Here is a 22,415-nt window from a genome sequence, read left to right as displayed (position 1 = left end):
CTAATCATGCGTGAATTGATTCGTTTGATTTCGAGCGCCGGTACTGGTCACTTCTACACTACCGACAAGAACAAGCGTACTACTCCGGACAAAATCGAGATCAAGAAATATGATCCGGTTGTTCGCAAGCACGTGATCTACAAGGAAGGCAAAATCAAGTAATTGATTTTTCCTGACTTACGAAAAAGGCCCGTATCGCGAGATACGGGCCTTTTTTGTTGCCTATTGGTTTTTGCGTTGCCTATCAGGGCCCCATCGCGGGCAAGCCCGCTCCCACAGGGATTTTGGTCGATCACAAAACCTGTGGGAGCGGGCTTGCTCGCGAAGGCGTCAGTCCGGACGACGAATAAATTCAGGCCTTCTGCTCAAACGCCACATAGATCTTGCGGCAAGGCTCCAGCACTTCCCAAGTGCCCCGGAAGCCCGCCGGGATCACGAAGCGATCACCGACCCGCAGGGTCTTGGCATTGCCATCCAGGTCGCGCAGTACGGAAACACCCTGCACGATCTCGCAGTATTCGTGTTCCGTGAAGTTCACCGTCCATTGACCCACAGCCCCTTCCCACACTCCCGCGTTCAACTGGCCGCAAGGGCTGTTGTAATGGTTGTACACCGCTTGCTCGGGGTCGCCCTTCAGCACTTTGGCCGGGTCTGGGCGATAACGTTCGGCAGCAGTGGTGGCCTGGCTGAAGTCGACGATGTTCTGGATGCTCATTGTTGTATTCCCCCGTCATTGCGGTGCGAGTGGTAGGTGTTCTTAAAGTCTATGTTTATTAAAATGAACATCGCAAGGCCGTTTGCCGGCGTTATGTCAAATATATTGAAACTTCCCCTGCCGCTGGTTTAGGGTGGTGGGTGCCTAAGGCCGATTTTCAGGCTGGCCGGGCAGAATTCCTGACAGCGCCCGCGAAGAATGCGGGCGTCGTATTCAATAAGAGGAGGACACTCGAATGACCACCCTGACTCGTGCCGACTGGGAACAACGGGCTCGCGACCTGAAAATCGAAGGCCGCGCTTACCTCAATGGCGAATACACCGATGCTGTCTCCGGCGAGACCTTCGAGTGCATCAGCCCAGTCGATGGCCGTCTGCTCGGCAAAATCGCCAGCTGTGACGCCGCCGATGCCCAGCGCGCCGTGGAAAACGCTCGCGCTACCTTCAACTCCGGCGTGTGGTCGCGCCTGGCGCCGACCAAACGCAAATCCGCCATGATCCGTTTCGCCGGCCTGCTGAAAAAGCACGCCGAGGAGCTGGCACTGCTTGAAACCCTGGACATGGGCAAGCCGATCAGCGATTCCCTGTACATCGACGTTCCTGGCGCGGCGCAAGCGCTGAGCTGGAGCGGCGAAGCCATCGACAAAATCTACGACGAAGTGGCGGCTACCCCGCACGATCAATTGGGTCTGGTGACCCGTGAGCCAGTCGGTGTAGTTGCCGCCATCGTGCCGTGGAACTTCCCGCTGATGATGGCCTGCTGGAAACTGGGCCCGGCGCTGTCCACCGGTAACTCGGTGATCCTCAAGCCTTCGGAAAAATCCCCGCTGACCGCCATCCGCATTGCGGCACTGGCTGTCGAGGCCGGCATTCCGAAAGGCGTGTTGAACGTGTTGCCGGGTTACGGCCACACCGTCGGCAAGGCCCTGGGCCTGCACAACGATGTCGACACCCTGGTGTTCACCGGTTCGACCAAGATCGCCAAGCAACTGATGATCTACGCGGGCGAGTCGAACATGAAGCGCGTGTGGCTGGAAGCCGGCGGCAAGAGCCCGAACATCGTCTTCGCCGATGCGCCGAACCTGCAAGAAGCAGCCGAATCTGCTGCGGGTGCCATCGCCTTCAACCAGGGCGAAGTCTGCACCGCTGGCTCGCGCCTGCTGGTGGAGCGTTCGATCAAGGATAAATTCCTGCCATTGGTGATTGAGGCCCTGAAAACCTGGAAGCCGGGCAACCCGCTGGACCCCGCCACCAATGTTGGTGCACTGGTGGATACCCAGCAGATGAACACCGTGTTGTCCTACATCGAATCCGGTCATGCCGACGGTGCCAAATTGGTGGCCGGTGGCAAGCGTACCCTTCAGGAAACTGGCGGAACCTACGTTGAACCAACCATTTTCGATGGCGTGAGCAACGCGATGAAAATCGCCCAGGAAGAAATCTTCGGCCCGGTACTGTCGGTCATCGAATTCGACACCGCCGAAGAGGCCATCAATATCGCCAACGACACGCCATACGGCCTGGCGGCAGCGGTGTGGACGGCTGACATTTCCAAGGCTCACCTGACCGCCAAGGCACTGCGCGCCGGTAGCGTCTGGGTCAACCAGTACGACGGCGGCGACATGACGGCACCGTTCGGTGGCTTCAAGCAGTCCGGCAACGGTCGCGACAAGTCGCTGCACGCGTTCGACAAGTACACCGAACTGAAGGCGACCTGGATCAAGTTGTAAGCCAGTGAAGGAGCCCGGTGGTAAATCAGGACTCCTGAACAACGCAGATCCCTTGTGGGAGCGGATCTTTGTGGTGAGGGGATTTATCCCCGTTCGGCTGCGCAGCAGTCGCAAAACCGGTATGCGCGGTGTAACTGATACTCCGCTGTTGCAGGTTTTGGGGTCGCTACGCGACCCAACGGGGATAAATCCCCTCGCCACAAAAGCCCGCTCCCACATTTGTTTGTGTTGCCAGTAAAAAACAAATATCCACAGGAGCGTGGAACATGCGTTGGGCGACGTATTTCGCCGTGTTGGCGTCTGTCTTGAGTGTCGGTCTGGCCCTGGGCGTCAGCATGCCGCTGGTGTCGTTTCGCCTGGAAAGCTGGGGGTACGGCTCATTTGCCATCGGTGTGATGGCGGCGATGCCGGCCATTGGTGTACTGCTGGGCGCGAAGATCTCCAGTCACCTGGCGGCGCGTCTTGGCACAGCCAATCTGATGCGTCTGTGCCTGTGGGGTGGGGCGGTGTCCATCGGTTTGCTGGCGCTATTGCCCAGCTACCCGATCTGGCTGGTGCTGCGCTTGATGATCGGTGTGGTGCTGACCCTGGTGTTCATCCTCGGTGAAAGCTGGATCAATCAACTGGTGGTCGAGGAGTGGCGTGGGCGGCTGGTGGCGCTGTATGGCAGCAGCTACGCCTTGAGCCAGCTGGCCGGGCCGATTCTGTTGGGCGTACTGGGCACCGAACATGATTACGGCTTCTGGGTCGGTGTCGGATTATTGGTGGCGGCGCCGTTGCTGTTGTTGGGCCGCAGTGGTGCACCCAGCAGTGAATCTTGCAGTGTGACCTTTGGCGATCTGCTGACCTTCTGTCGCGGTTTGCCGGCGATTGCCTGGGGCGTGTCGCTGTTTGCGGCGTTCGAAGCGATGATCCTGACGTTGTTGCCGGTGTATTGCCTGCGCCAGGGCTTCACCACGGAAATCGCCCTGGCGATGGTCAGTACTGTGGTGGTGGGGGATGCCTTGCTGCAATTGCCGATTGGCGCGCTGGCGGATCGTGTATCGCGGCGTACGCTGTTTACAGGCTGTGCGATGGTCCTGCTGGTGTCGAGCCTGGCGATCCCGTTGCTGATCGATACGCTGCTGATCTGGCCGCTGTGGGTGCTGTTCGGCGCGAGTGCCGGCGGTTTGTTTACCTTGTCCCTGATCCTGATTGGCGAGCGTTATCGCGATGATGCGCTGGTGCGGGCCAATGCGCACATCGCGCAACTATGGGGGATCGGTTGCCTGCTTGGGCCGTTGATCGCCGGTGCGGGCAGCCAGTGGATCAGCGGGCATGCACTGCCGTTGCTGATGGCGGCGGGGGCGTTTGGGTTGGTGATTCTGGTATCGCGCCAGGGGGCGTTTGGCGCGGCACAGCCGGCATAGAATCAAAAGATCGCAGCCTTCGGCAGCTCCTACAGTTGGAATGCAATCTTCTGTAGGAGCTGCCGAAGGCTGCGATCTTTCAAAGCATCCGCTCAAGCCCGATCGTATTGCTGAACCAGGCGTTGAAGCGCCGCCACCAACTGCCCGGCTCCCGGGTCAAGGTATGCATTTTGCCGTCGTCTTCGGTGACCCAGACGATCTGGCCATTGACCAGTTTCACCTGATAGCTCAAGGCTGGCGCCATGCCCTGTAGCGCCAGTTCGCGGGCGCGGGCCGCAAGTTCCGGGCTGTCCACCAGCACGCCGACTTCGGTGTTCCACAGTACCGAGCGCGGGTCGAAGTTGAACGAGCCGATGAAAGACTTCTGCTGGTCGAAAATGATCGCCTTGCTGTGCAGGCTGGAGTCGGAGTCGCCATAGGATCTGCTGTAAAACAGGCGAGGGCCGCTACCGTTCGCTTCGCCGGGTTGGCGGCGCAATTCGAACAACTGCACACCATGCTCCAGCAGCGCCTTGCGATACGGCGCGTAGCCGCCATGAACCGCCGGTACGTCCGTGGCCTCCAGTGCGTTGGTCAGCAGCCGTACCGACACGCCGGCATCGGCACGCCCGGTCAAATACACCAGTCCCGGTTGGCCGGGCACGAAGTAGGCGGAGATCATCACCAGCTCTTTATTGACGCCATCGAGTTCAGGCGCCAATTGGGTGGTGAGCAGTAGCTGCGGGTCCGGCTCACCGTCGGCCAGCACCTTGCTTGGCGCATCCCACAGCGCCTGGTTCCAGGCCCAGATCAGCTCCTGGCGCCAGATATCCAGGCGCGGCTGGGTTTTGAAAGCCATCAGTTGCTGATAGAGCGCATGATTCTGCTTGCGCGATTCCTCCAGGGATTTTTCCAGCCGGGTCCGGGTGTTTTCCAGGTCTTTGGCGGTCGGTTTACGGGAGACAAACGTATCGATCGGTTTGCTCAGGGCGCTGTTCCAGTATTGGTCGAAACTATGCCCGAGCTGCTCTGCGACCGGGCCGACGCCGAGGATGTCGATGTCGGTGAAATTCAGTTTGGGTTCGGCATCGAAATACTCGTCTCCCAGATTGCGTCCGCCGACGATAGCCATGCTGTTGTCGGCCAGCCACAGCTTGTTGTGCATGCGCCGATGCTGCTGCGAGAGATTGAACAGTCGCCCCATGGTCCGCGTTACGCCGGTGCTGCGCCCAAGATGCAGGGGGTTGAACACGCGAATCTGGATCTGTGGATGCGCCGCCAGCGTGGCGATGGTGACGTCTTGGCCATCGCTGGTGGTGTCGTCGAGCAAGATGCGCACGCGCACGCCACGATCGGCGGCCTTGAGCAGTTCTTCCACCAGCATGCGCGTGCTGATGCCGTCATGGACGATGTAGTACTGCAAATCGAGGCTGCTTTGGGCGTTGCGAATCAGCTCGGCGCGGGCGGTGAAGGCCTCGGTGCTATCGGACAACAAGCGAAAGCCTGACTTTCCTTCATGGGGGGCCGCCTGGACCTGGACGGAGCGACCGAATGCCGAAGCACTGGCTGGCAACGCCTGGCTCGGCTCGCGCTGTACGTCAAAATTGGCGCAGCCGCCGAGGAACGAAGCAAGTAACACCAGAGCAAGCAGGGGCTGTCTGACTCTCACGTGGGACCGTTCCGATTGGCGGCGGTTGTTGGCATATGGACGCTGGACTCCGCAGAAAGGTCAGTTGGTCAGCCCGTCGGTCTGCGCCAGCAATTTGATGGCGGCGGCACCGACTTTGCGCACAGCTTCTTCAATCTGTGCCGTTGGTTTGGCAGCGTAGTTCATGCGCAAGCAATTGCGGTACTTGCCCGAGGCGGAAAAGATGCTGCCGACGGCAATCTGTACGCCTTGATCATGCAAGGCACGATTCAGTTTCAGGGTGTCGAAGCCCTCCGGCAGCTCGACCCACAGCATGAAGCTGCCTTGAGGGCGGCTGGCACGGGTGCCGGCAGGGAAGTAGCGGGTGACCCAATCGATCATCATGTCGCGATTGCGCTGGTATTGCGTGCGCATCCGCCGCAAATGCGGTTCGAAATGGCCGCTCTTGATGAATTCCGCGATGGCGATCTGCGGTTGCGGCGCAGTGGAGCCGGTGCTGATGTATTTCATGTGCAGCACCCGTTCCAGGTAGCGACCGGGTGCGACCCAGCCAATGCGCAGGCCTGGGGCGAGGGTCTTGGAAAATGAACTGCACAGCAGGACGCGGCCGTCTTCGTCGAAGGATTTGATCGTGCGTGGGCGCGGATAGGTGTAGGACAGTTCGCCATACACATCGTCTTCGATGATCGCCACGTCGAAACGTTGTGCGAGCAGCAACAGCGAGCGTTTGCGCGACTCTGGCATGATGTAGCCCAGCGGGTTATTGCAGTTGGGGGTCAACTGTATGGCCTTGATTGGCCATTGCTCCAGGGCCAGTTCCAAGGCTTCCAGGCTGATGCCGGTGATGGGGTCGGTGGGAATTTCCAGGGCTTTCATGCCCAGGCCCTTGAGGGTCTGCATGGCACCGTGAAAGCTCGGCGAGTCCACGGCCACGATGTCTCCCGGCTCGCAAATTGAGCGAATGCTGGTGGACAGCGCCTCGTGGCAGCCAGTGGTCACCACCAGATCGCCAGGGCCCAGCTGACAGCCGGAATCGAGCATCAGCCGGGCGATCTGCTCGCGCAGCTCGAGGTGCCCGTGAATGTTGTCGTAATACAGGCCGGGCATGTCCTGCCGGCGGCTGAGCTGCGCCAGGCCGCGCAGCAGTGGCTTGAGGGTCGGGGTGGTGATGTCTGGCATGCCACGGCCTAACTGCACCACATCCTTGCGCGGTACCGCGCGGATCAACTCCAGCACCTGATCCCATTGCGAGATATCCACAGGCCGTTGCGCCGGTCGCCCAACCGCTGGCAGCTCCGGTAGCTCGCGACTGACGGGCACGAAATACCCGGACTTGGGCCTTGGCGTGGCCAGTCCGCTGTCTTCCAACACGCGATATGCCTGCTGCACCGTGCTCAGGCTAACCCCGTGTTCGATGCTCAGGGCCCGCACCGACGGCAATCGGTCGCCGGGGCGATAGAAGCCCTGTTCGATACGCGTGCCCAGCAGTTCGGCGAGGTTGACGTAGAGGGTCATGGCGCAGTCTCGATAATGATTGTTCGGTTGACCAGTACAGATGGGGCGAAAAATCAGGATTCAGAGGCCGGATCGGCAAATCTGTATGGAAATAATACAGATGCTTTGGATCTGTAATGGTTTTCGCCGTCCACGCATCATGGAATCTCTGGCTACCCAAGTAAACAGGAGCAATCAAAATGAACGGCTTGAGCGATGTGCGGCTGACGTTACGCAGTCAGGAACTGGAGATCGGGCATGAAAGCGGTGCGCGCGAGGTGAACCGGCGCAATGTACCGCGCGGCCTGAGTCGCTGGGACCTGTTCTGGCATCGTCTGCACACGCGCAAGGCGTTGCTGTCACTGACACCCGATCAGCTCAAGGATATCGGGCTGACCCGTGAGCAGGCGCGGGAGGAGGGGCTCAAGCCGTTCTGGAGGATCTAAGTATTGTGTCTTTTTGCGGGCCTCATCGCGGGCAAGCCCGCTCCCACAGTGGTTGCTGGTGCTCACAAATATTGTGCTCACCACGAAACCTGTGGGAGCGGGCTTGCCCGCGATGAGGGCCTTAAAACGCAAATAAACGTCAGACCAACTCTTTAAACCGATGCCACAACATCCCCAACGCCAACAGCGGCGACCGCAAATGCCGGCCCCCCGGAAAGGTCATGTGCGGCACCTTGGCAAACAGATCGAACCCGTTGCTCTGCTGCCCACTGATGGCCTCGGCCAGCAGCTTGCCCGCCAGGTGCGTGGCATTCACCCCATGACCGGAATAGGCCTGGGCGAAGTACACATTGGGCTGGTCCTTGAGCCGACCGATCTGCGGCAGGCGGTTGGCGCCGATGCCGATCATGCCGCCCCATTGATAATCGATCCTCACATCACCCAACTGCGGGAAGACCTCCAGCATCTTCGGTCGCATGTAGGCGGCGATGTCTTTTGGGTCGCGCCCCGAGTAATGACAGGCACCGCCGAACAGCAAGCGGCGGTCGGCCGAGAGCCGGTAATAATCCAGCGCTACCCGTTGATCGCAGACCGCCATGTTTTGCGGCAATAGCGAGTGCGCCAGCTCTTCGCTCAGGGGCTCGGTGGCAATGATGTAACTGCCTGCGGGCAGTACTTTGCCGCTGAGTTCCGGATTGAGTTCATTGAGGTAGGCATTACAGCCCAGTACCAGCGTTTTGGCGCGGACCGCGCCCTGGGCGGCATGTACCTTGATCTCTGGACCGTAATCGATGTGGGTGACGGCTGATTGTTCGAACAGTTTGACGCCCAGTTGTTGCGCCGCGGCCGCTTCGCCCAGCGCCAGATTCAGTGGGTGTAAATGCCCGGAACCCATGTCGATCAGACCACCCACATAGCGGTCGGAACCCACCACCGTGCGCATCTCGTTGGACTGTAGCAGGCGGGTTTCGTAGCGATAGCCGAGGCTGCGCAGCTCTTCGGCGTCTTCGGCAAACCCCTTGAGGTCGCGGGGCTTGTTGGCCAGGTCGCAGTAGCCCCAAGTCAGGTCGCAAGGGATCTGAAAACGCTCGACTCGCTGTCGGACGATTTCCACGGCTTCCAGGCCCATGAGTTTCATCTGGCGAACGCCGTCGGCGCCGATGATGTTGGTGAACTGATCAAGGCCATGGCCAACTCCTCGAATCAGCTGCCCGCCGTTGCGCCCGCTGGCGCCCCAGCCGATCTTGCGGGCTTCAAGCAGCACCACGCTGAGGCCGCGCTCGGCCAGCTCCAGCGCCGTGTTCAATCCCGAAAACCCGCCACCGACCACGCACACATCGGCCAGCACTTCACCTTTGAGTACCGGATAATCCGGCTGCGGCAGGCTACTGGCGGCGTAGTAGGAGGCAGCGTGCTGGGCTCCGGCATTCATGGGCGTCATCCTGGATCGTGTGTTTAGAAAACTTGACGGAGCATAAGCCGGACCTTTGCGCACGGGCAACATTGGTCGGTTACCACTGTCTGGATTGCGGCTTTTGCCTCAGACTTACGGGCTATCCCGTTATCGGTCGACACCCCAATGAGCTGCAACAGCCAGAAAATTCGCACACTGCGCGAGCAGATTCCCTCGTTCGAGTGCGTGCCCGGCTGCCATGACTGCTGCGGCCCGGTGACCACCTCGCCGGAGGAAATGTCGCGGCTACCGCGCAAGACCCGAGCCGAGCAGGAAGCGGCGATGGATGAGCTCAATTGCGTACACCTGGGGCCCAATGGCTGCACCGTTTATGACGAACGGCCACTGATCTGCCGATTGTTCGGTACCACCCAGACGCTGCCTTGCCCCAACGGGCGGCGGCCGGTGGAGCTGATTCATCCAAGGGTCGAGAAGCAGATATTCGAGTACATGGCCTCGAACCGGCAGGTTCTCGTTTAAAAATCAGACCGAATTGCCTGCCTTCGCGAGCAGGCTCGCTCCCACAATGGAATCGTGTCGTGCACAGAATTTGTTGCCACTGAAGATCAACTGTGGGAGCGAGCCTGCTCGCGAAGACGGCCGAACAGGCGCCACAAATCTTCAATCCGGAATCGGCAAGTTCAAGCTCTCTTTCACCTCTTCCATCACGATATAGCTCTTGGATTCGCGCACATGGGGCAGTTTGAGCAGGATGTCGCCCAGCAGTTTGCGGTACGACGCCATCTCGGAAATCCGTGCCTTCACCAGGTAGTCGAAATCCCCTGACACCAGGTGGCATTCCAGTACGTGGGGCAATTTCAGCACCGCGCGTCGGAACTCTTCGAAGGTATCGCCGGATTTGTAGTCGAGGCTGATCTCGACGAACACCAGCAGGCTGCCCTTGAGGTGCTGCGGGTTGAGCCGTGCGTTGTAGCCCATGATGATCCCTTCGCGCTCCAGGCGCCGGACCCGCTCGGTGCAGGGCGTGGTCGAGAGCCCGACCTTTTCCCCAAGCTCGGTGAAAGAGATGCGCCCGTCCGCTTGCAGGATCCGCAGGATGTTGCGGTCGATCTTGTCCAGCTCACGTTTGGTTTGAGTGTTGGTACGCATAGGGGATGCGCCTCCGTAAAAAGGTATTTTGCCGAGAATTGTCGCCAAATATAGGCGCTTATATAGTGAAAATCACTGGGAAATCTTTTTTACACTGCGCGCATCTAAAGCTCTGAACTACACACGTCAGCGGTCAGCCGCGATGAGGGATATAAAAATGCGCGTTATGGTCTTGGGTAGCGGCGTCATCGGTACCACCAGTGCTTATTATCTGGCCCGTGCCGGGTTTGAAGTGGTGGTGGTCGACCGGCAGCCAGCCGCTGCCATGGAGACCAGTTTCGCCAACGCCGGGCAAGTGTCGCCAGGTTATGCCTCGCCGTGGGCCGCACCGGGCGTGCCGCTCAAGGCCATGAAGTGGCTGTTGCAGCGCCACGCACCACTGGCGATCAAGGCCACTGGCGACATCGACCAGTACCTGTGGATGGCACAGATGCTGCGCAACTGCACCGCCAGCCGTTATGCGGTGAACAAGGAGCGCATGGTCCGTCTGTCCGAGTACAGCCGTGATTGCCTCGACGAATTGCGCGCCGAAACCGGCATTGCCTACGAAGGCCGCAGCCTCGGCACCACCCAACTGTTCCGCACCCAGGCTCAACTCGACGGCGCCGCGAAAGACATCGCCGTATTGAAAGAGTCCGGTGTACCGTTCGAATTGCTCGACCGCGAAGGCATTGCCCGCGTTGAGCCTGCCTTGGCCAGCGTCACCAATATCCTCGCCGGTGCCCTGCGCCTGCCGAACGACCAGACTGGCGACTGCCAGATGTTCACCACCAAGCTCGCAGAAATGGCTGCGAAACTGGGTGTGCAATTCCGTTTCGGCCAGGACATTCAGCGCCTGGACTTCGCCGGTGATCGCATCAACGGCGTGTGGATCGATGGCAAGCTGGAAACCGCTGACCGCTACGTGCTGGCGCTGGGCAGCTACTCGCCGCAACTGCTCAAGCCGCTGGGCATCAAGGCCCCGGTGTACCCACTCAAGGGTTACTCCCTGACCGTGCCGATCACCAACCCGGCGATGGCCCCGACCTCGACCATTCTCGACGAGACCTACAAGGTCGCGATCACCCGTTTCGACAACCGCATCCGCGTCGGCGGCATGGCGGAGATTGCCGGTTTTGACCTGTCGCTGAACCCACGTCGGCGTGAAACCCTGGAGATGATCGTCAACGACCTTTATCCTCAGGGCGGCAACCTGGCCGAGGCCAGTTTCTGGACCGGCCTGCGTCCGACCACGCCGGACGGCACCCCGATTGTCGGAGCTACACCGTTCAAGAACCTGTTCCTGAACACCGGCCACGGCACACTCGGCTGGACCATGGCCTGTGGCTCGGGTCGTTTGCTGGCTGACCTGATGGCGAAGAAAAAGCCGCAGATCAGCGCCGAAGGCCTCGATATTTCTCGTTATGGCAGCCAGCGCCCGGAGTCGGCCAAGCATGTCAACCCGGCGCCGGCTCACCAGTGAGTTGTCGGCTGTAGCCGTTTTGCCCTAAGCAACAGCGTAAGATCCCTCTCCCGGTGTTACTGGCGGTTTCGCCGCCCGCAGCACCGGTTTTTCTTCCCAACGACCGACCAGAAGTCTGCCGCCATGCGTCCTGCCCGTGCCCTGATCGACCTTCAAGCCCTTCGTCACAACTACCAGATCGCCCGTGAAGTTACGGGTGCCCGTGCCCTCGCGGTGATCAAGGCCGATGCCTATGGTCATGGCGCGGTGCGTTGCGCCCAGGCACTCGAAGCCGAAGCGGATGGTTTTGCCGTGGCCTGCATCGAAGAAGCCCTGGAGCTGCGTGCCGCCGGCATTCGCGCGCCGGTGTTGCTGCTGGAAGGTTTTTTCGAAGCCGATGAGCTGGCGCTGATCGTAGAACATGATTTCTGGTGCGTGGTGCATTCGCTGTGGCAGCTTGAAGCCATCGAGAAAGCGGCATTGAGCAAACCAATTGTGGTCTGGCTCAAGCTCGATTCGGGCATGCACCGCGTCGGTTTGCACCCCAAGGACTATCAAGACGCTTATCAACGCCTGCTGGCCAGCGGCAAAGTGGCGAAGATCGTACTGATGAGTCACTTCGCCCGTGCCGACGAACTGAACTGCCAAGCCAGTGCCGAGCAGGTCGCAGTGTTTGAAGCGGCGCGTCAGGGCTTGTCGGCCGAGGTCAGCCTGCGCAACTCGCCGGCGGTGCTGGGTTGGCCGCAGATTCCGAGTGATTGGGTACGTCCGGGCATCATGCTGTACGGCGCCACGCCGTTCGAAGAAGCCAACGCCGTGGCCTCGCGCCTGCAACCGGTGATGACCCTGGAGTCGAAGGTGATCAGCGTCCGTGAACTGCCCGCCGGCGAGCCGATCGGCTACGGCGCTAAATTCATCACCCAGAAGCCGATGCGCGTGGGCGTGGTGGCCATGGGGTATGCCGATGGCTATCCGCGCCTGGCGCCGACCGGAACGCCGGTGCTGGTTGCAGGGCAGCGCAGCCAGTTGATCGGCCGGGTGTCGATGGACATGTTGTGCATCGATCTGACTGACATTCCACAAGCCGGTTTGGGTTCGACCGTCGAGTTGTGGGGCAAGAACATCCTCGCCAGCGATGTGGCCATCGCGGCGGGCACGATTCCTTATCAGATTTTCTGCAACCTGCGTCGAGTGCCAATGCTCTATTCCGGGAGCTGACGCCGGGCGGTACGAACCAGAAGTCGCCTCACTGAACGGGATTCAGGTCGAGGTGTTGTAAATACTGAACGCTGTCGCCATGATAACGATCAATATTTCAACAACCTTGACTCCTGGAGGCGCAAGCTTTGGACGTCGGTGAACGACTGCAATCGATCCGTAAGCTCAAAGGGCTTTCCCAGCGTGAACTCGCCAAACGCGCGGGCGTGACCAACAGCACCATTTCGATGATCGAAAAGAACAGCGTCAGCCCCTCGATCAGCTCGCTGCGCAAGGTGTTGGGCGGGATTCCCATGTCCATGGTCGAGTTCTTTTCCGAGGAGATCCTGCAGGAAAAGCCGACTCAGATCGTTTACAAGGCCAACGAACTGATCGACATTTCCGACGGCGCCGTGACCATGAAACTGGTCGGCCGGGCTCACCCAAGCCGGGCTATCGCATTCCTCAATGAAATCTATCCGCCAGGCGCCGACACCGGTGACGAAATGCTCACCCACGAGGGTGAGGAGACCGGCATTCTGGTGGAGGGTCGGCTTGAATTGGTGGTCGGGCTTGAAACTTTTGTGCTCGAAGCCGGCGATAGCTACTACTTTGAAAGTACCAAGCCGCATCGTTTCCGTAATCCGTTCGATGCGCCGGCGCGACTAATCAGCGCAGCGACACCGGCGAACTTTTAACAAAAGAGGCGCCCTGCCAGCACGGCCGAGGTACCCGAGCTGTTTTTCCGTTGCGCAACAAAACCCCTTCGACTTTGGGGTTGTTTCAGTGTCGCGGGCTTACCGCTATACTTGCGCCCGCCTGCGAACCGTGGCCGTAGGCGTGACTAGCCACCATTGAGGGTGAACGCGTGAACCTAATTATGAAAATGCTGGCCGTACCAGCAACCGTATTGGCCCTCTGGGCTGCCAGCGCACAAGCTGCGACCAATGACGAAATCGCCAAGCGCCTTGAGCCGGTCGGCCAGGTTTGTGTTCAGGGCAAAGAGTGCAAGGGGATGGAAGTGGCCGCTGCTGCGGGCGGCGGTGGTGGTGCCAAGACCCCTGACGAAGTGATTGCAAAACATTGCAACGCTTGCCACGGTTCCGGCCTGCTGGGTGCACCGAAAATCGGTGATGCCGCGGCCTGGAAAGACCGTGCCGATCACCAGGGCGGCCTCGACGGCATCCTGGCCAAAGCCATTACCGGTATCAATTCGATGCCGCCTAAAGGCACCTGCGCCGACTGCTCCGATGCAGAGCTCAAAGGCGCTATCCAGAAGATGTCCGGCCTGAAATAAGCCTGAGTCTTCTCGCTGAAAAGCCGCTTTCGAGCGGCTTTTTTGTGCCTGCCGTTTTCCCCTGTAGGAGCGAGCACGCTCGCGATGGTCGTCAACGATAACGCGGGTTTTCTGTTCGCCCGCGGTGTCTGGTCATTCTTCGCGAGCATGCTCGCTCCTACAGGGGGGGCGGTGGTGGTCGATTGGTTTCAACAGGCTGTTCATTGCAGCAAAGACCCGGCAAGCTCGGTCCAACCCCAAGTCATGGAATGTAAGGGAGGACCTGATGGTGCAGCTGTGTTCTATCGAGCAAGCGGTCGATGAGGTGCTGGCGCGGTTGCCGGTCCACATTCACATGGGCCTGCCCTTGGGCCTGGGCAAACCCAATCATTTCGTCAACGCACTGTACCGGCGCATCACACAGCTGCCAGAGAGGCGGCTGACGATCTACACCGCGCTGTGCCTGGGCCGTCCTCCATTGGGGGACGGATTGCAAAAAAGCTTCCTGGAACCCTTTATCGAGCGAGTGTTCGGCGATTATCCCGAACTGGATTTTCTCGCTGACCTGCGTCGCGACCAACTGCCGGGCAATATTCATATCCAGCAATTCTTCATGCAGCCCGGCAGTCTGCTCAACAGCGCGGCGGCGCAGCAGGACTACGTCAGCAGCAACTACAGTCATGCAGCCCGTGACATTAATGCTGCCGGGTTGAACCTGGTGGCGCAGTTGGTGGCCAGCCATGCCGAACAGCCTGATCGCTTGAGCCTGAGCTGCAACCCGGACATCACACTCGACCTGTTGCCGATGATCGCCCAGCGCCGGGCCGTCGGGGAGACGATCCTGATGGTTGGCCAAGTCCACAATGACTTGCCCTACATGCCCGGCGACGCAGACGTCGGCATCGACACCTTCGACCTGCTGATCGACGAGAAGGACAGCACCACGCTGTTCTCCACGCCGAACATGCCGGTGGGTTTGCAGGATCATTTCATTGGATTGCATGCCAGTACCCTGGTGCGCGATGGCGGCACCTTGCAGATCGGTATCGGCTCCATGGGCGATGCGCTGACGGCGGCGTTACTGGCGCGCCAGGCCGATAGCGATAACTACAAGTCGCTCCTGGCGCAGGTGAACCTGAGCCCATGGGCGCAGTTGATCGAGCGCGAAGGCGGCCTCGAACCCTTCGCCCGGGGCCTGTACGGTTGCAGCGAAATGTTCGTCAACGGCCTGCTGGTGCTGGCCGATGCCGGGATCGTGCGGCGCAAGGTCTACCCGGATGTGTCGACTCAACAGCGGGCGAATGCCGGCACTCTGGATGAAGCAGCGCAGCCCGATGGCATCTCGGTGCACGGCGGTTTCTTCCTCGGGCCGCGCAGTTTCTATGAGCGGTTGCGCGACTTGCCGCAAAGCAAGCGGCTCGAATTCAACATGACCCGCATCAGCTACATCAACGAGTTATACGGTCAGGAAGAGCTCAAGCGTTTGCAGCGTCTCGATGCGCGATTCATCAACACCGCGTTCACCGTGACCTTGCTCGGTGCCGGCGTGGCGGATCAGCTTGAAGACGGACGGGTGCTCAGTGGTGTCGGTGGGCAATACAACTTCGTGGTGCAGGGGCATGCACTGCAAGGGGCGCGTTCGGTGTTGCTGCTGCGCAGCTGGCGCGAGTCGGGCGGCGAGGTCAGTTCCAACATTGTCTGGGAGTACGGCCACTGCACGATCCCGCGACACCTGCGGGACATCGTGGTCACTGAGTACGGCATCGCCGATCTGCGCGGCAAGACTGATGCGGCGGTGATCGAAGCCCTGCTGAATATCACCGACTCGCGTTTTCAGTCGGGGTTGATCGAGCAGGCGCAGAGGGTCGGCAAGCTGCCCAAGGATTTCTGCCTCGATCCAAGGTTTACCGACAACTTCCCACAGCGTTTGCAGGGGATTCAGGCACGACATGCCCAGCTATTTCCGGAGTATCCGTTGGGGTGTGATTTCACGGCGGTGGAACGGGATCTGTTGCGGGCGCTGAACTGGCTCAAGTGCAAGTTCAAACTGAGCGAGATAGTGGAATTGGGCAAGGCTGCGCTGGATGCGCCGCCGGCTGCGGAATTTCCCGAGCACCTGGAGCGGATGCAGCTGACCAGTCCGCAAGGGTTGAAAGAAGAGCTGTTTCAGCGGTTGCTGCTCACTGGCCTGAAGGCCACTGCGCTGTAACAGTCGACCTAAAACCTGTAGGAGCCGAGCTTGCTCGCGATGGCGGCCGGACAGTCGACATTGATGTTGAATGTGATGGCCTCATCGCGAGCGAGCTCAGCTCCTACAGGGGTCTGTGGTGTGGCGTTATTCGATGAAGGTGACCACACCATCGGCCAACGACTTGACGCGAGCCAGCGATTCAACACGATAACCCTGCGCATCCAGCTCCGCACGACCACCCTGGAACGATTTCTCGATCACGATACCCAGGCCCGCCACGGTGGCGCCGGCTTGTTTGATGATCGAGATCAGGGCCTGGGACGCCTTACCGTTGGCCAGGAAGTCGTCGATGATCAGCACGCGGTCGCTGCTGGTCAGGTGGCGCGGGGAAATGGCCACGGTGCTTTCGGTCTGCTTGGTGAACGAGTACACGGTCGCCGACAGCAGGTTTTCGGTCAGGGTCAGGGATTGGTGCTTGCGGGCGAAGATCACCGGCACGCCCAGGTTCAGGCCAGTCATGATCGCAGGCGCGATGCCCGACGCTTCGATGGTGACGATCTTGGTGATGCCCGAGTCCTTGAACAGCGTGGCGAATTCGTCGCCGATCAGCTTCATCAGGGCCGGGTCGATCTGGTGGTTCAGAAAGGCGTCGACTTTCAGGACCTGGTCGGAAAGCACGATGCCTTCTTCGCGGATTTTTTTGTGCAGGGCTTCCATGAAGCTGTCCTCAATTGGCGCCGTTGGCGCCGAAGGTCTAAATAAAGTGGTCAATTCTAGCGCTTTAACATCGCGCGTATATCCGCCAATGCGTTATTACCGCGAACGGCTTTGACTTCGGTCGGGGTGTCATCGTTGCCTTCCCAGGCCAAGTCGTCCGGTGGCAGTTCATCAAGGAAGCGGCTGGGTGCGCAGTCGATGATCTCGCCGTACTGCTTGCGCTTGGCGGCGAAGGTGAAGGCCAGGGTCTGACGCGCACGGGTGATGCCCACGTAGGCCAGGCGCCGTTCCTCTTCGATGGTGTCGGCTTCGATGCTGGAGCGGTGCGGGAGGATTTCCTCTTCCATGCCCATGATGAACACGTAGGGGAACTCCAGGCCCTTGGAGGCATGCAAGGTCATCATCTGCACGCCTTCGGCACCGTCTTCCTCTTCCTGCTGGCGCTCCAGCATGTCGCGCAAGACCAGTTTGCCGATGGCGTCTTCGACGGTCATTTCGCCGTCTTCGTCTTTTTCCAGGGTGTTCTTCAAGGCTTCGATCAGGAACCAGACGTTGCTCATCCGGTAATCGGCCGCCTTGTCGCTGGAGCTGTTGGTGCGCAGCCAGTTCTCGTAGTCGATGTCCATGACCATGCTGCGCAGGGCCGAGATCGGATCTTCACCGGCGCACTGCTCGCGGACCTTGTCCATGAAGCGCTTGAAACGCGACAAGCGATCGGTGAAGCGCGAGTCCAGATGCTCGCCCAGGCCGATTTCGTCGGTGGCGGCGTACATCGAGATTTTACGTTCGGTGGCGTAGTTGCCCAGCTTTTCCAGCGTGGTCGAGCCGATTTCCCGGCGTGGGACGTTGATCACCCGCAGGAAGGCGTTGTCGTCGTCCGGGTTCACGATCAGGCGGAAGTAGGCCATCAGGTCCTTCACTTCCTGGCGTCCGAAGAAGCTGTTGCCGCCGGACAGGCGATACGGCACCTGGTGGTGCTGCAACTTCAGCTCGATCAGCTTGGCCTGATAGTTACCGCGATAGAGGATCGCGAAATCGCTGTACGGGCGGTCGGTACGCAGGTGCAGGCTGAGGATTTCCATGGCCACGCGCTCGGCTTCGGCGTCTTCGTTGCGGCAGCGGATCACGCGGATCTCGTCGCCGTGGCCCATTTCACTCCACAGCTGCTTTTCGAATTCGTGGGGGTTGTTGGAGATCAGCACGTTGGCGCAACGCAGGATGCGGCTGGTGGAGCGGTAGTTTTGCTCCAGCATCACCACTTTCAAGGACGGATAGTCTTCCTTGAGCAGCATCAGGTTTTCCGGGCGGGCGCCACGCCAGGCGTAGATCGACTGGTCATCGTCGCCCACCACGGTGAACTGGTTGCGTTTGCCGATGAGCATTTTCACCAGCAGGTATTGGCTGGCGTTGGTGTCCTGGTATTCGTCCACCAGCAGGTAGCGCACCTTGTTCTGCCACTTCTCCAGAATGTCGGCGTGTTCTTCGAACAGCTTCACCGGCAGCAGGATCAGGTCGTCGAAGTCCACCGCGTTGAACGCCTTGAGCGTGCGCTGATAGTGGGTGTAGACGATGGCGGCGGTCTGTTCCTTGGGGTTGCGGGCGTTTTCCAGGGCCTGGGCTGGCAGGATCAGGTCGTTTTTCCAGGCACCGATCATGTTCTTGATCTCGTCGACACCGTCGTCGCCCGAGTATTCCTTCTGCATGATGTCGGTCATCAAGGCCTTGACGTCGGTCTCGTCAAAGATCGAGAAGCCCGGCTTGTAGCCCAGGCGCACGTGTTCCTTGCGGATGATGTTCAGGCCCAGGTTGTGGAAGGTGCAGACCGTCAGGCCGCGACCTTCACCGGCGCGCAGCAGGGTCCCGACCCGTTCCTTCATCTCCCGCGCGGCCTTGTTGGTGAAGGTCATGGCGACGATGTACTGGGCGCGGATGCCGCAGCTTTGGATCAGGTGGGCGATCTTGCGCGTGATCACGCTGGTCTTGCCGGAGCCAGCACCGGCGAGCACCAAAAGAGGGCCGCCGACGTAGCTCACGGCTTCTTGCTGCCGGGGATTGAGTCGGGACATAGCTAAATTCAGGGGTCAGTCACGAAATGGGCCGGCATTTTAACAGGCTCAGCGAATTGTGCTGCTCTGTCCGACTTGTGACGCACAACGCGATCTCTAATTGCCGGTTTTGATACTTTCACGCAGGATGCGTAACGGATTTGGGGTTAATGTTCGTAATTCCGGATACAAAGGCTTCGTTTTGATAACTGATGTCATTGGTTATTAGGTATCGCCTCGGCATAATGCCCGTCGCCTACATCTTTGCAGAGTCTAGGGAGCTAGCTTGTCTACGCCTGTCGAACCCTTGCGTTTGCTGCTACTGGCCGAAGAGCCAGCGTGGACAGCGTTGTTGCGCGAGTGTCTGGCTCCGATGGGGAGCTCGGCCGTGCTCATCAGCGCGCCGAGTTGGGAGTCGGTCAGCAGTCTGTTCGATGACAACCGCAACGCGGTGTTGTTGACGATCCCGGCACTTCAGCCGGCGCCGGGCCGTTGCTGCTTGCCGACGGTGTTGCTGCTCGAACATGAGCCGCTGCTCCCGCCCGACGGTGTAAGCGATTGGTTGGTGCGCGACCACCTCGACCCCGGCATGCTGCGTCGCTGCTTGCGCCATGTGCGTGAACGAGGCGTTTTGGAAAACACGCTGCAACGCCTGGCCGAGCAAGACCCGCTGACGGGCATCGCCAATCGCCAGGGTTTCCAGACTTTGCTGACGGCGCGATTGGCGGAAAGCGACGGGCGCGGCCTGGCGCTGGGTCACCTCGATCTCGACAACTTCCGCCACGCCAACGATGCCCTCGGCCACCAGGCTGGCGACCGGCTGATCCTGCAAGTGGTCGCGCGGCTCAAGAGCCAGCTTGAGGCCGGCGATCAACTGGCGCGGCTGGGCAGCGATGAATTCGCCTTGCTGATCGACACCCGTCGCGCACCGCAGCGCGCCGAATGGATGGCCGAACGCATCACCGAAGCCCTGGCCGAACCTTATTGGGTCGATGGCGAAAGCCTGTTGATCGGCTCCAGCCTGGGCATTGCCCACGCCCGGGCCCAAGCAGGTGCTGACCCGCTGATGTGGCACGCGCACATCGCCATGCAGCAGGCCAAGAGCACCCAAGGCTGCACCTTCCACATCTTCAACGAACGTATCAACCGTAATGCCCGCAGCGTTGCCGACCTCGAAACCGAGCTGCGTCGGGCATTACGCCGTGATGAATTGGAGCTGCATTACCAGCCGCGGTTGAATCTCGACGACGGGCAAATCGTCGGCCTTGAAGCACTGGTGCGCTGGCGTCATACCGAGCGCGGCTTGCTGCCACCGAGCGAGTTTGTGCCGCTGGCCGAGCAAAGCGGATTGATCGTACCGCTCGGCTACTGGGTCATTTCCCGGGCCTTGCGCGATATGCAGGCCTTGCGCGAGCGCGGTTTGCCGCCGCTGCACATGGCGATCAACCTGTCGTTCCGCCAGTTTCAGGACAGCCAGTTGCTCTCGACCCTGAGCCGGCTGATTGCCGAGCGTGGTGTCGAGGCGCAATGGCTGGAGTTCGAATTGACTGAAACCGCGGTCATGCGCCGCAGCGATCTGGTCAAGCAGACCATGGATGCCCTGGGGCGTCTGGGCGTGCGTTTCTCCCTCGACGATTTCGGCACCGGGTTTTCATCGTTCGTGCACCTCAACAGCCTGCCGATCACTTTGCTGAAGATAGACAGGAGTTTTGTCGGCGGCATGGAGCAGCGCGAAGAGAACCGCAAGCTGGTCCACGCTATGATCAACCTGGCGCATAACCTCAATCTGGAAGTTGTGGCAGAAGGGGTGGAAACCCCGGAGCAACTGGACCTGTTGCGCGGATTCGATTGCGATCAGGTGCAGGGGTATCTGATCAGCAAGCCGTTGGCACTGGCGGATCTGGTGGAGTATTTGACGTTTGGCTCAAGCCAGCAGCCTGCACTGGAAGTCATGGTTTAACACCCCGTAGGAGCGAGGCTTGCCCGCGAATGCCGTTACGCGGTGTATCAAAAAAACGCGTAACGGCGTTCGCGGGCAAGCCTCGCTCCTACAGCGATCTCATTCGGCCTGGATGGCATCGAACTGCCGTGCCGCCGGCTCTTGCCGAATCATCCGCTTCATCTTCCACTCAAATGCCAGCGTCAAACTCACCGCCGCGCAGGCCAGGCCCAGCGCCAATCCCCACCAGACGCCCGTCGGCCCCCAGTGCAAATGGAACGCCATCCACCACGCCGCTGGCGCGCCGATCAGCCAATAGCAACCCAGACCGACCAGGAACGTGGTCTTGGCGTCCTTGAGTCCGCGAATGCAGCCCATGGCGATGGTTTGCGTGCCGTCGAACAGCTCGAACCAAGCCGCCACTGCGAGCAGGCTGACGGCCAGGTTGATGACATCGCGGAACGCCGGGTCGTTTTGGTCGAGGAACAGCCCGACCAACTGGTTTGGCAGCAGCCAGAACACCATCGCAAAACACAGCATCGCCACCGCACCGAAGGCGATGCCGACCCGTCCGGCCAGCCGCGCATCGAGCAGTTGACCGGCGCCGTAGTGCTGGCCGATGCGCATGGTGATCGCATAGGAAATCCCTGCCGGGACCATAAAAGCCACCGACACGATTTGCAGGGCGATCTGGTGCGCGCCCAATTGCGTGCTGCCCATGGTGCCCATGCACAGCGCGGCGAACGCAAACAGCCCGACCTCCACCGCATAGGTGCCGCCAATCGGCAGGCCCAGGCGCCACAGTTCCTTCAGGTACTGACGGTTTAGCTTCAGCAAACCATGCCGCAACGGGTAGGCGTCATAGGCCGGGTGCCGGCGAATGTGCCATGCCAGCGCCAGCGCCATGAGGTTGGCGACAATCGCAGTGACCAGGCCGATGCCCATCAAGCCCAGCTTTGGCAGGCCGAACATCCCGGTAATCAACGCGTAGTTGAGCAGGAAGTTGGCCACCGTGCCACCCAGGCTGATGACCATTACTGGCGTCGCCCGGCCGATGGCACTGGTGAAGCCACGCAAGGCCATGAACGTCAGGTAGCCGGGCAGAGCGAAGGGCAAAAACACTAGAAACTGCCCGGCGGCCTGAGCGTTGCTTTCGGTCTGGCCGAACAACAGCAGCACTGGCTTGAGATTCCACAGCAGTAACCCGCCCCCCAGTGCCATCAAGCACGCCAGCCACACTCCCGCCTGGGTCAGCCGGGCGGCGCCGAGAATGTCGCCCGCGCCCTGGCGGATCGCCACCAGGGTGCCGACTGCGGCAATCACGCCAATGCAGAAAATCGACACGAACGAGTAACTGGCCGCACCCAGCGAACCACCGGCTAGCGCCTCGGGACTCAGGCGCGCCATCATCAGGGTGTCGGTGAGAACCATCAGCATGTGCGCCAACTGCGAGGCGATCAACGGCCCCGCCAGCCGCAGGATGGCCCAGAGTTCAATACGCGCTGGATGCTGCATGGTCATCACGCTCGATTATCAAGAGAACAGGAAAGCACCGATTCTCGGCGCTCTGCGGGGTTTGCACAAAGGGATAAAAAGGATGGATGGCATGATTCAAACTCATGCTGG

General features: G+C 60.2%; 19 protein-coding genes. 11 read left to right on the top strand and 8 right to left on the bottom strand.

Annotated elements, in window-relative coordinates; translation table 11 throughout:
* The first annotated feature begins 6 nt into the window (after positions 1-6).
* Positions 7-162 carry a 50S ribosomal protein L33 gene (gene rpmG, locus ABTV22_RS29340; protein ID WP_003177274.1) on the top strand — a complete coding sequence of 52 codons (156 nt, stop codon included), beginning with the start codon at positions 7-9 and terminating at the stop codon, positions 160-162.
* 190 nt (positions 163-352) lie between these two features.
* Here rpmG and ABTV22_RS29335 read toward each other — a convergent pair whose 3' ends face one another.
* On the bottom strand, positions 353-715 hold the full coding sequence (locus ABTV22_RS29335; RefSeq protein WP_110965522.1) for a cupin domain-containing protein: 363 nt from the start codon (positions 713-715) through the stop codon (positions 353-355).
* A 235-nt stretch (positions 716-950) separates the two neighbouring features.
* On the opposite strand from ABTV22_RS29335, the gene ABTV22_RS29330 reads away from it, so the two are divergent.
* Together ABTV22_RS29330 and ABTV22_RS29325 are read left to right on the top strand one after the other, a co-directional pair.
* Positions 951-2,444 (top strand): aldehyde dehydrogenase, encoded by a 1,494-nt coding sequence (locus tag ABTV22_RS29330; RefSeq protein WP_433737836.1) that lies wholly within the window; start codon positions 951-953, stop codon positions 2,442-2,444.
* 266 nt (positions 2,445-2,710) lie between these two features.
* The gene (locus ABTV22_RS29325; protein WP_433737835.1) at positions 2,711-3,853 is read left to right on the top strand and encodes an MFS transporter; all 1,143 of its coding nucleotides are present in this window, start codon (positions 2,711-2,713) and stop codon (positions 3,851-3,853) included.
* Positions 3,854-3,932: 79 nt separating this feature from the next.
* Here ABTV22_RS29325 and ABTV22_RS29320 read toward each other — a convergent pair whose 3' ends face one another.
* Positions 3,933-5,501 carry a phospholipase D family protein gene (locus ABTV22_RS29320; RefSeq protein WP_433737834.1) on the bottom strand — a complete coding sequence of 523 codons (1,569 nt, stop codon included), beginning with the start codon at positions 5,499-5,501 and terminating at the stop codon, positions 3,933-3,935.
* A gap of 60 nt (positions 5,502-5,561) precedes the next feature.
* Entirely contained in the window at positions 5,562-6,995 is a 1,434-nt protein-coding gene (locus ABTV22_RS29315; RefSeq protein WP_433737833.1) for a PLP-dependent aminotransferase family protein, read from the bottom strand.
* Between the two features lie 179 nt (positions 6,996-7,174).
* Between ABTV22_RS29315 and ABTV22_RS29310 the strand changes: the two genes are divergently transcribed.
* A complete protein-coding gene (locus ABTV22_RS29310) occupies positions 7,175-7,420 on the top strand; it encodes a DUF1127 domain-containing protein (RefSeq protein ID WP_433737831.1) in 246 nt (81 codons plus the stop codon).
* Between the two features lie 139 nt (positions 7,421-7,559).
* Here the strand turns inward: ABTV22_RS29310 and ABTV22_RS29305 are convergent, their stop codons facing one another.
* On the bottom strand, positions 7,560-8,852 hold the full coding sequence (locus ABTV22_RS29305) for an NAD(P)/FAD-dependent oxidoreductase (RefSeq protein ID WP_433737830.1): 1,293 nt from the start codon (positions 8,850-8,852) through the stop codon (positions 7,560-7,562).
* Positions 8,853-8,999: 147 nt separating this feature from the next.
* On the opposite strand from ABTV22_RS29305, the gene ABTV22_RS29300 reads away from it, so the two are divergent.
* Positions 9,000-9,353, top strand: coding sequence for a YkgJ family cysteine cluster protein (locus tag ABTV22_RS29300; RefSeq protein ID WP_433737829.1), 354 nt, complete (start codon positions 9,000-9,002; stop codon positions 9,351-9,353).
* Between the two features lie 141 nt (positions 9,354-9,494).
* Here the strand turns inward: ABTV22_RS29300 and ABTV22_RS29295 are convergent, their stop codons facing one another.
* Entirely contained in the window at positions 9,495-9,983 is a 489-nt protein-coding gene (locus tag ABTV22_RS29295; RefSeq protein ID WP_003206849.1) for an Lrp/AsnC ligand binding domain-containing protein, read from the bottom strand.
* 157 nt (positions 9,984-10,140) lie between these two features.
* Between ABTV22_RS29295 and dadA the strand changes: the two genes are divergently transcribed.
* The 5 genes from dadA (at position 10,141) to ABTV22_RS29270 (ending at position 16,106) form a co-directional block, all read left to right on the top strand.
* The gene (gene dadA, locus ABTV22_RS29290) at positions 10,141-11,445 is read left to right on the top strand and encodes a D-amino acid dehydrogenase (RefSeq protein WP_433737828.1); all 1,305 of its coding nucleotides are present in this window, start codon (positions 10,141-10,143) and stop codon (positions 11,443-11,445) included.
* Between the two features lie 123 nt (positions 11,446-11,568).
* The gene (gene alr, locus ABTV22_RS29285) at positions 11,569-12,642 is read left to right on the top strand and encodes an alanine racemase (protein ID WP_433737826.1); all 1,074 of its coding nucleotides are present in this window, start codon (positions 11,569-11,571) and stop codon (positions 12,640-12,642) included.
* A 128-nt stretch (positions 12,643-12,770) separates the two neighbouring features.
* Positions 12,771-13,319, top strand: a complete 549-nt coding sequence (locus ABTV22_RS29280) for a cupin domain-containing protein (RefSeq protein WP_007947433.1) — start codon at positions 12,771-12,773, stop codon at positions 13,317-13,319.
* A gap of 182 nt (positions 13,320-13,501) precedes the next feature.
* On the top strand, positions 13,502-13,918 hold the full coding sequence (locus ABTV22_RS29275; protein ID WP_433741537.1) for a c-type cytochrome: 417 nt from the start codon (positions 13,502-13,504) through the stop codon (positions 13,916-13,918).
* Positions 13,919-14,183: 265 nt separating this feature from the next.
* Positions 14,184-16,106, top strand: a complete 1,923-nt coding sequence (locus tag ABTV22_RS29270) for an acetyl-CoA hydrolase/transferase C-terminal domain-containing protein (protein WP_433737825.1) — start codon at positions 14,184-14,186, stop codon at positions 16,104-16,106.
* Positions 16,107-16,232: 126 nt separating this feature from the next.
* On the opposite strand, the gene ABTV22_RS29265 is transcribed toward ABTV22_RS29270, so the two are convergent.
* Positions 16,233-16,805 carry a xanthine phosphoribosyltransferase gene (locus ABTV22_RS29265; RefSeq protein WP_433737823.1) on the bottom strand — a complete coding sequence of 191 codons (573 nt, stop codon included), beginning with the start codon at positions 16,803-16,805 and terminating at the stop codon, positions 16,233-16,235.
* A 56-nt stretch (positions 16,806-16,861) separates the two neighbouring features.
* The gene (gene rep, locus ABTV22_RS29260; RefSeq protein ID WP_085723692.1) at positions 16,862-18,871 is read right to left on the bottom strand and encodes a DNA helicase Rep; all 2,010 of its coding nucleotides are present in this window, start codon (positions 18,869-18,871) and stop codon (positions 16,862-16,864) included.
* 265 nt (positions 18,872-19,136) lie between these two features.
* On the opposite strand from rep, the gene ABTV22_RS29255 reads away from it, so the two are divergent.
* Positions 19,137-20,810 (top strand): putative bifunctional diguanylate cyclase/phosphodiesterase, encoded by a 1,674-nt coding sequence (locus tag ABTV22_RS29255; protein WP_433737822.1) that lies wholly within the window; start codon positions 19,137-19,139, stop codon positions 20,808-20,810.
* Positions 20,811-20,909: 99 nt separating this feature from the next.
* On the opposite strand, the gene ABTV22_RS29250 is transcribed toward ABTV22_RS29255, so the two are convergent.
* A complete protein-coding gene (locus ABTV22_RS29250; RefSeq protein WP_433737821.1) occupies positions 20,910-22,304 on the bottom strand; it encodes a NorM family multidrug efflux MATE transporter in 1,395 nt (464 codons plus the stop codon).
* Positions 22,305-22,415: the final 111 nt, after the last annotated feature.

Source organism: Pseudomonas putida, assembly GCF_050990305.1.
GTDB lineage: Bacteria > Pseudomonadota > Gammaproteobacteria > Pseudomonadales > Pseudomonadaceae > Aquipseudomonas > Aquipseudomonas putida_AH.
The sequence above is the reverse complement of the archived record's forward strand: the minus strand, read 5'-3'. Positions and strand labels throughout refer to the sequence as shown.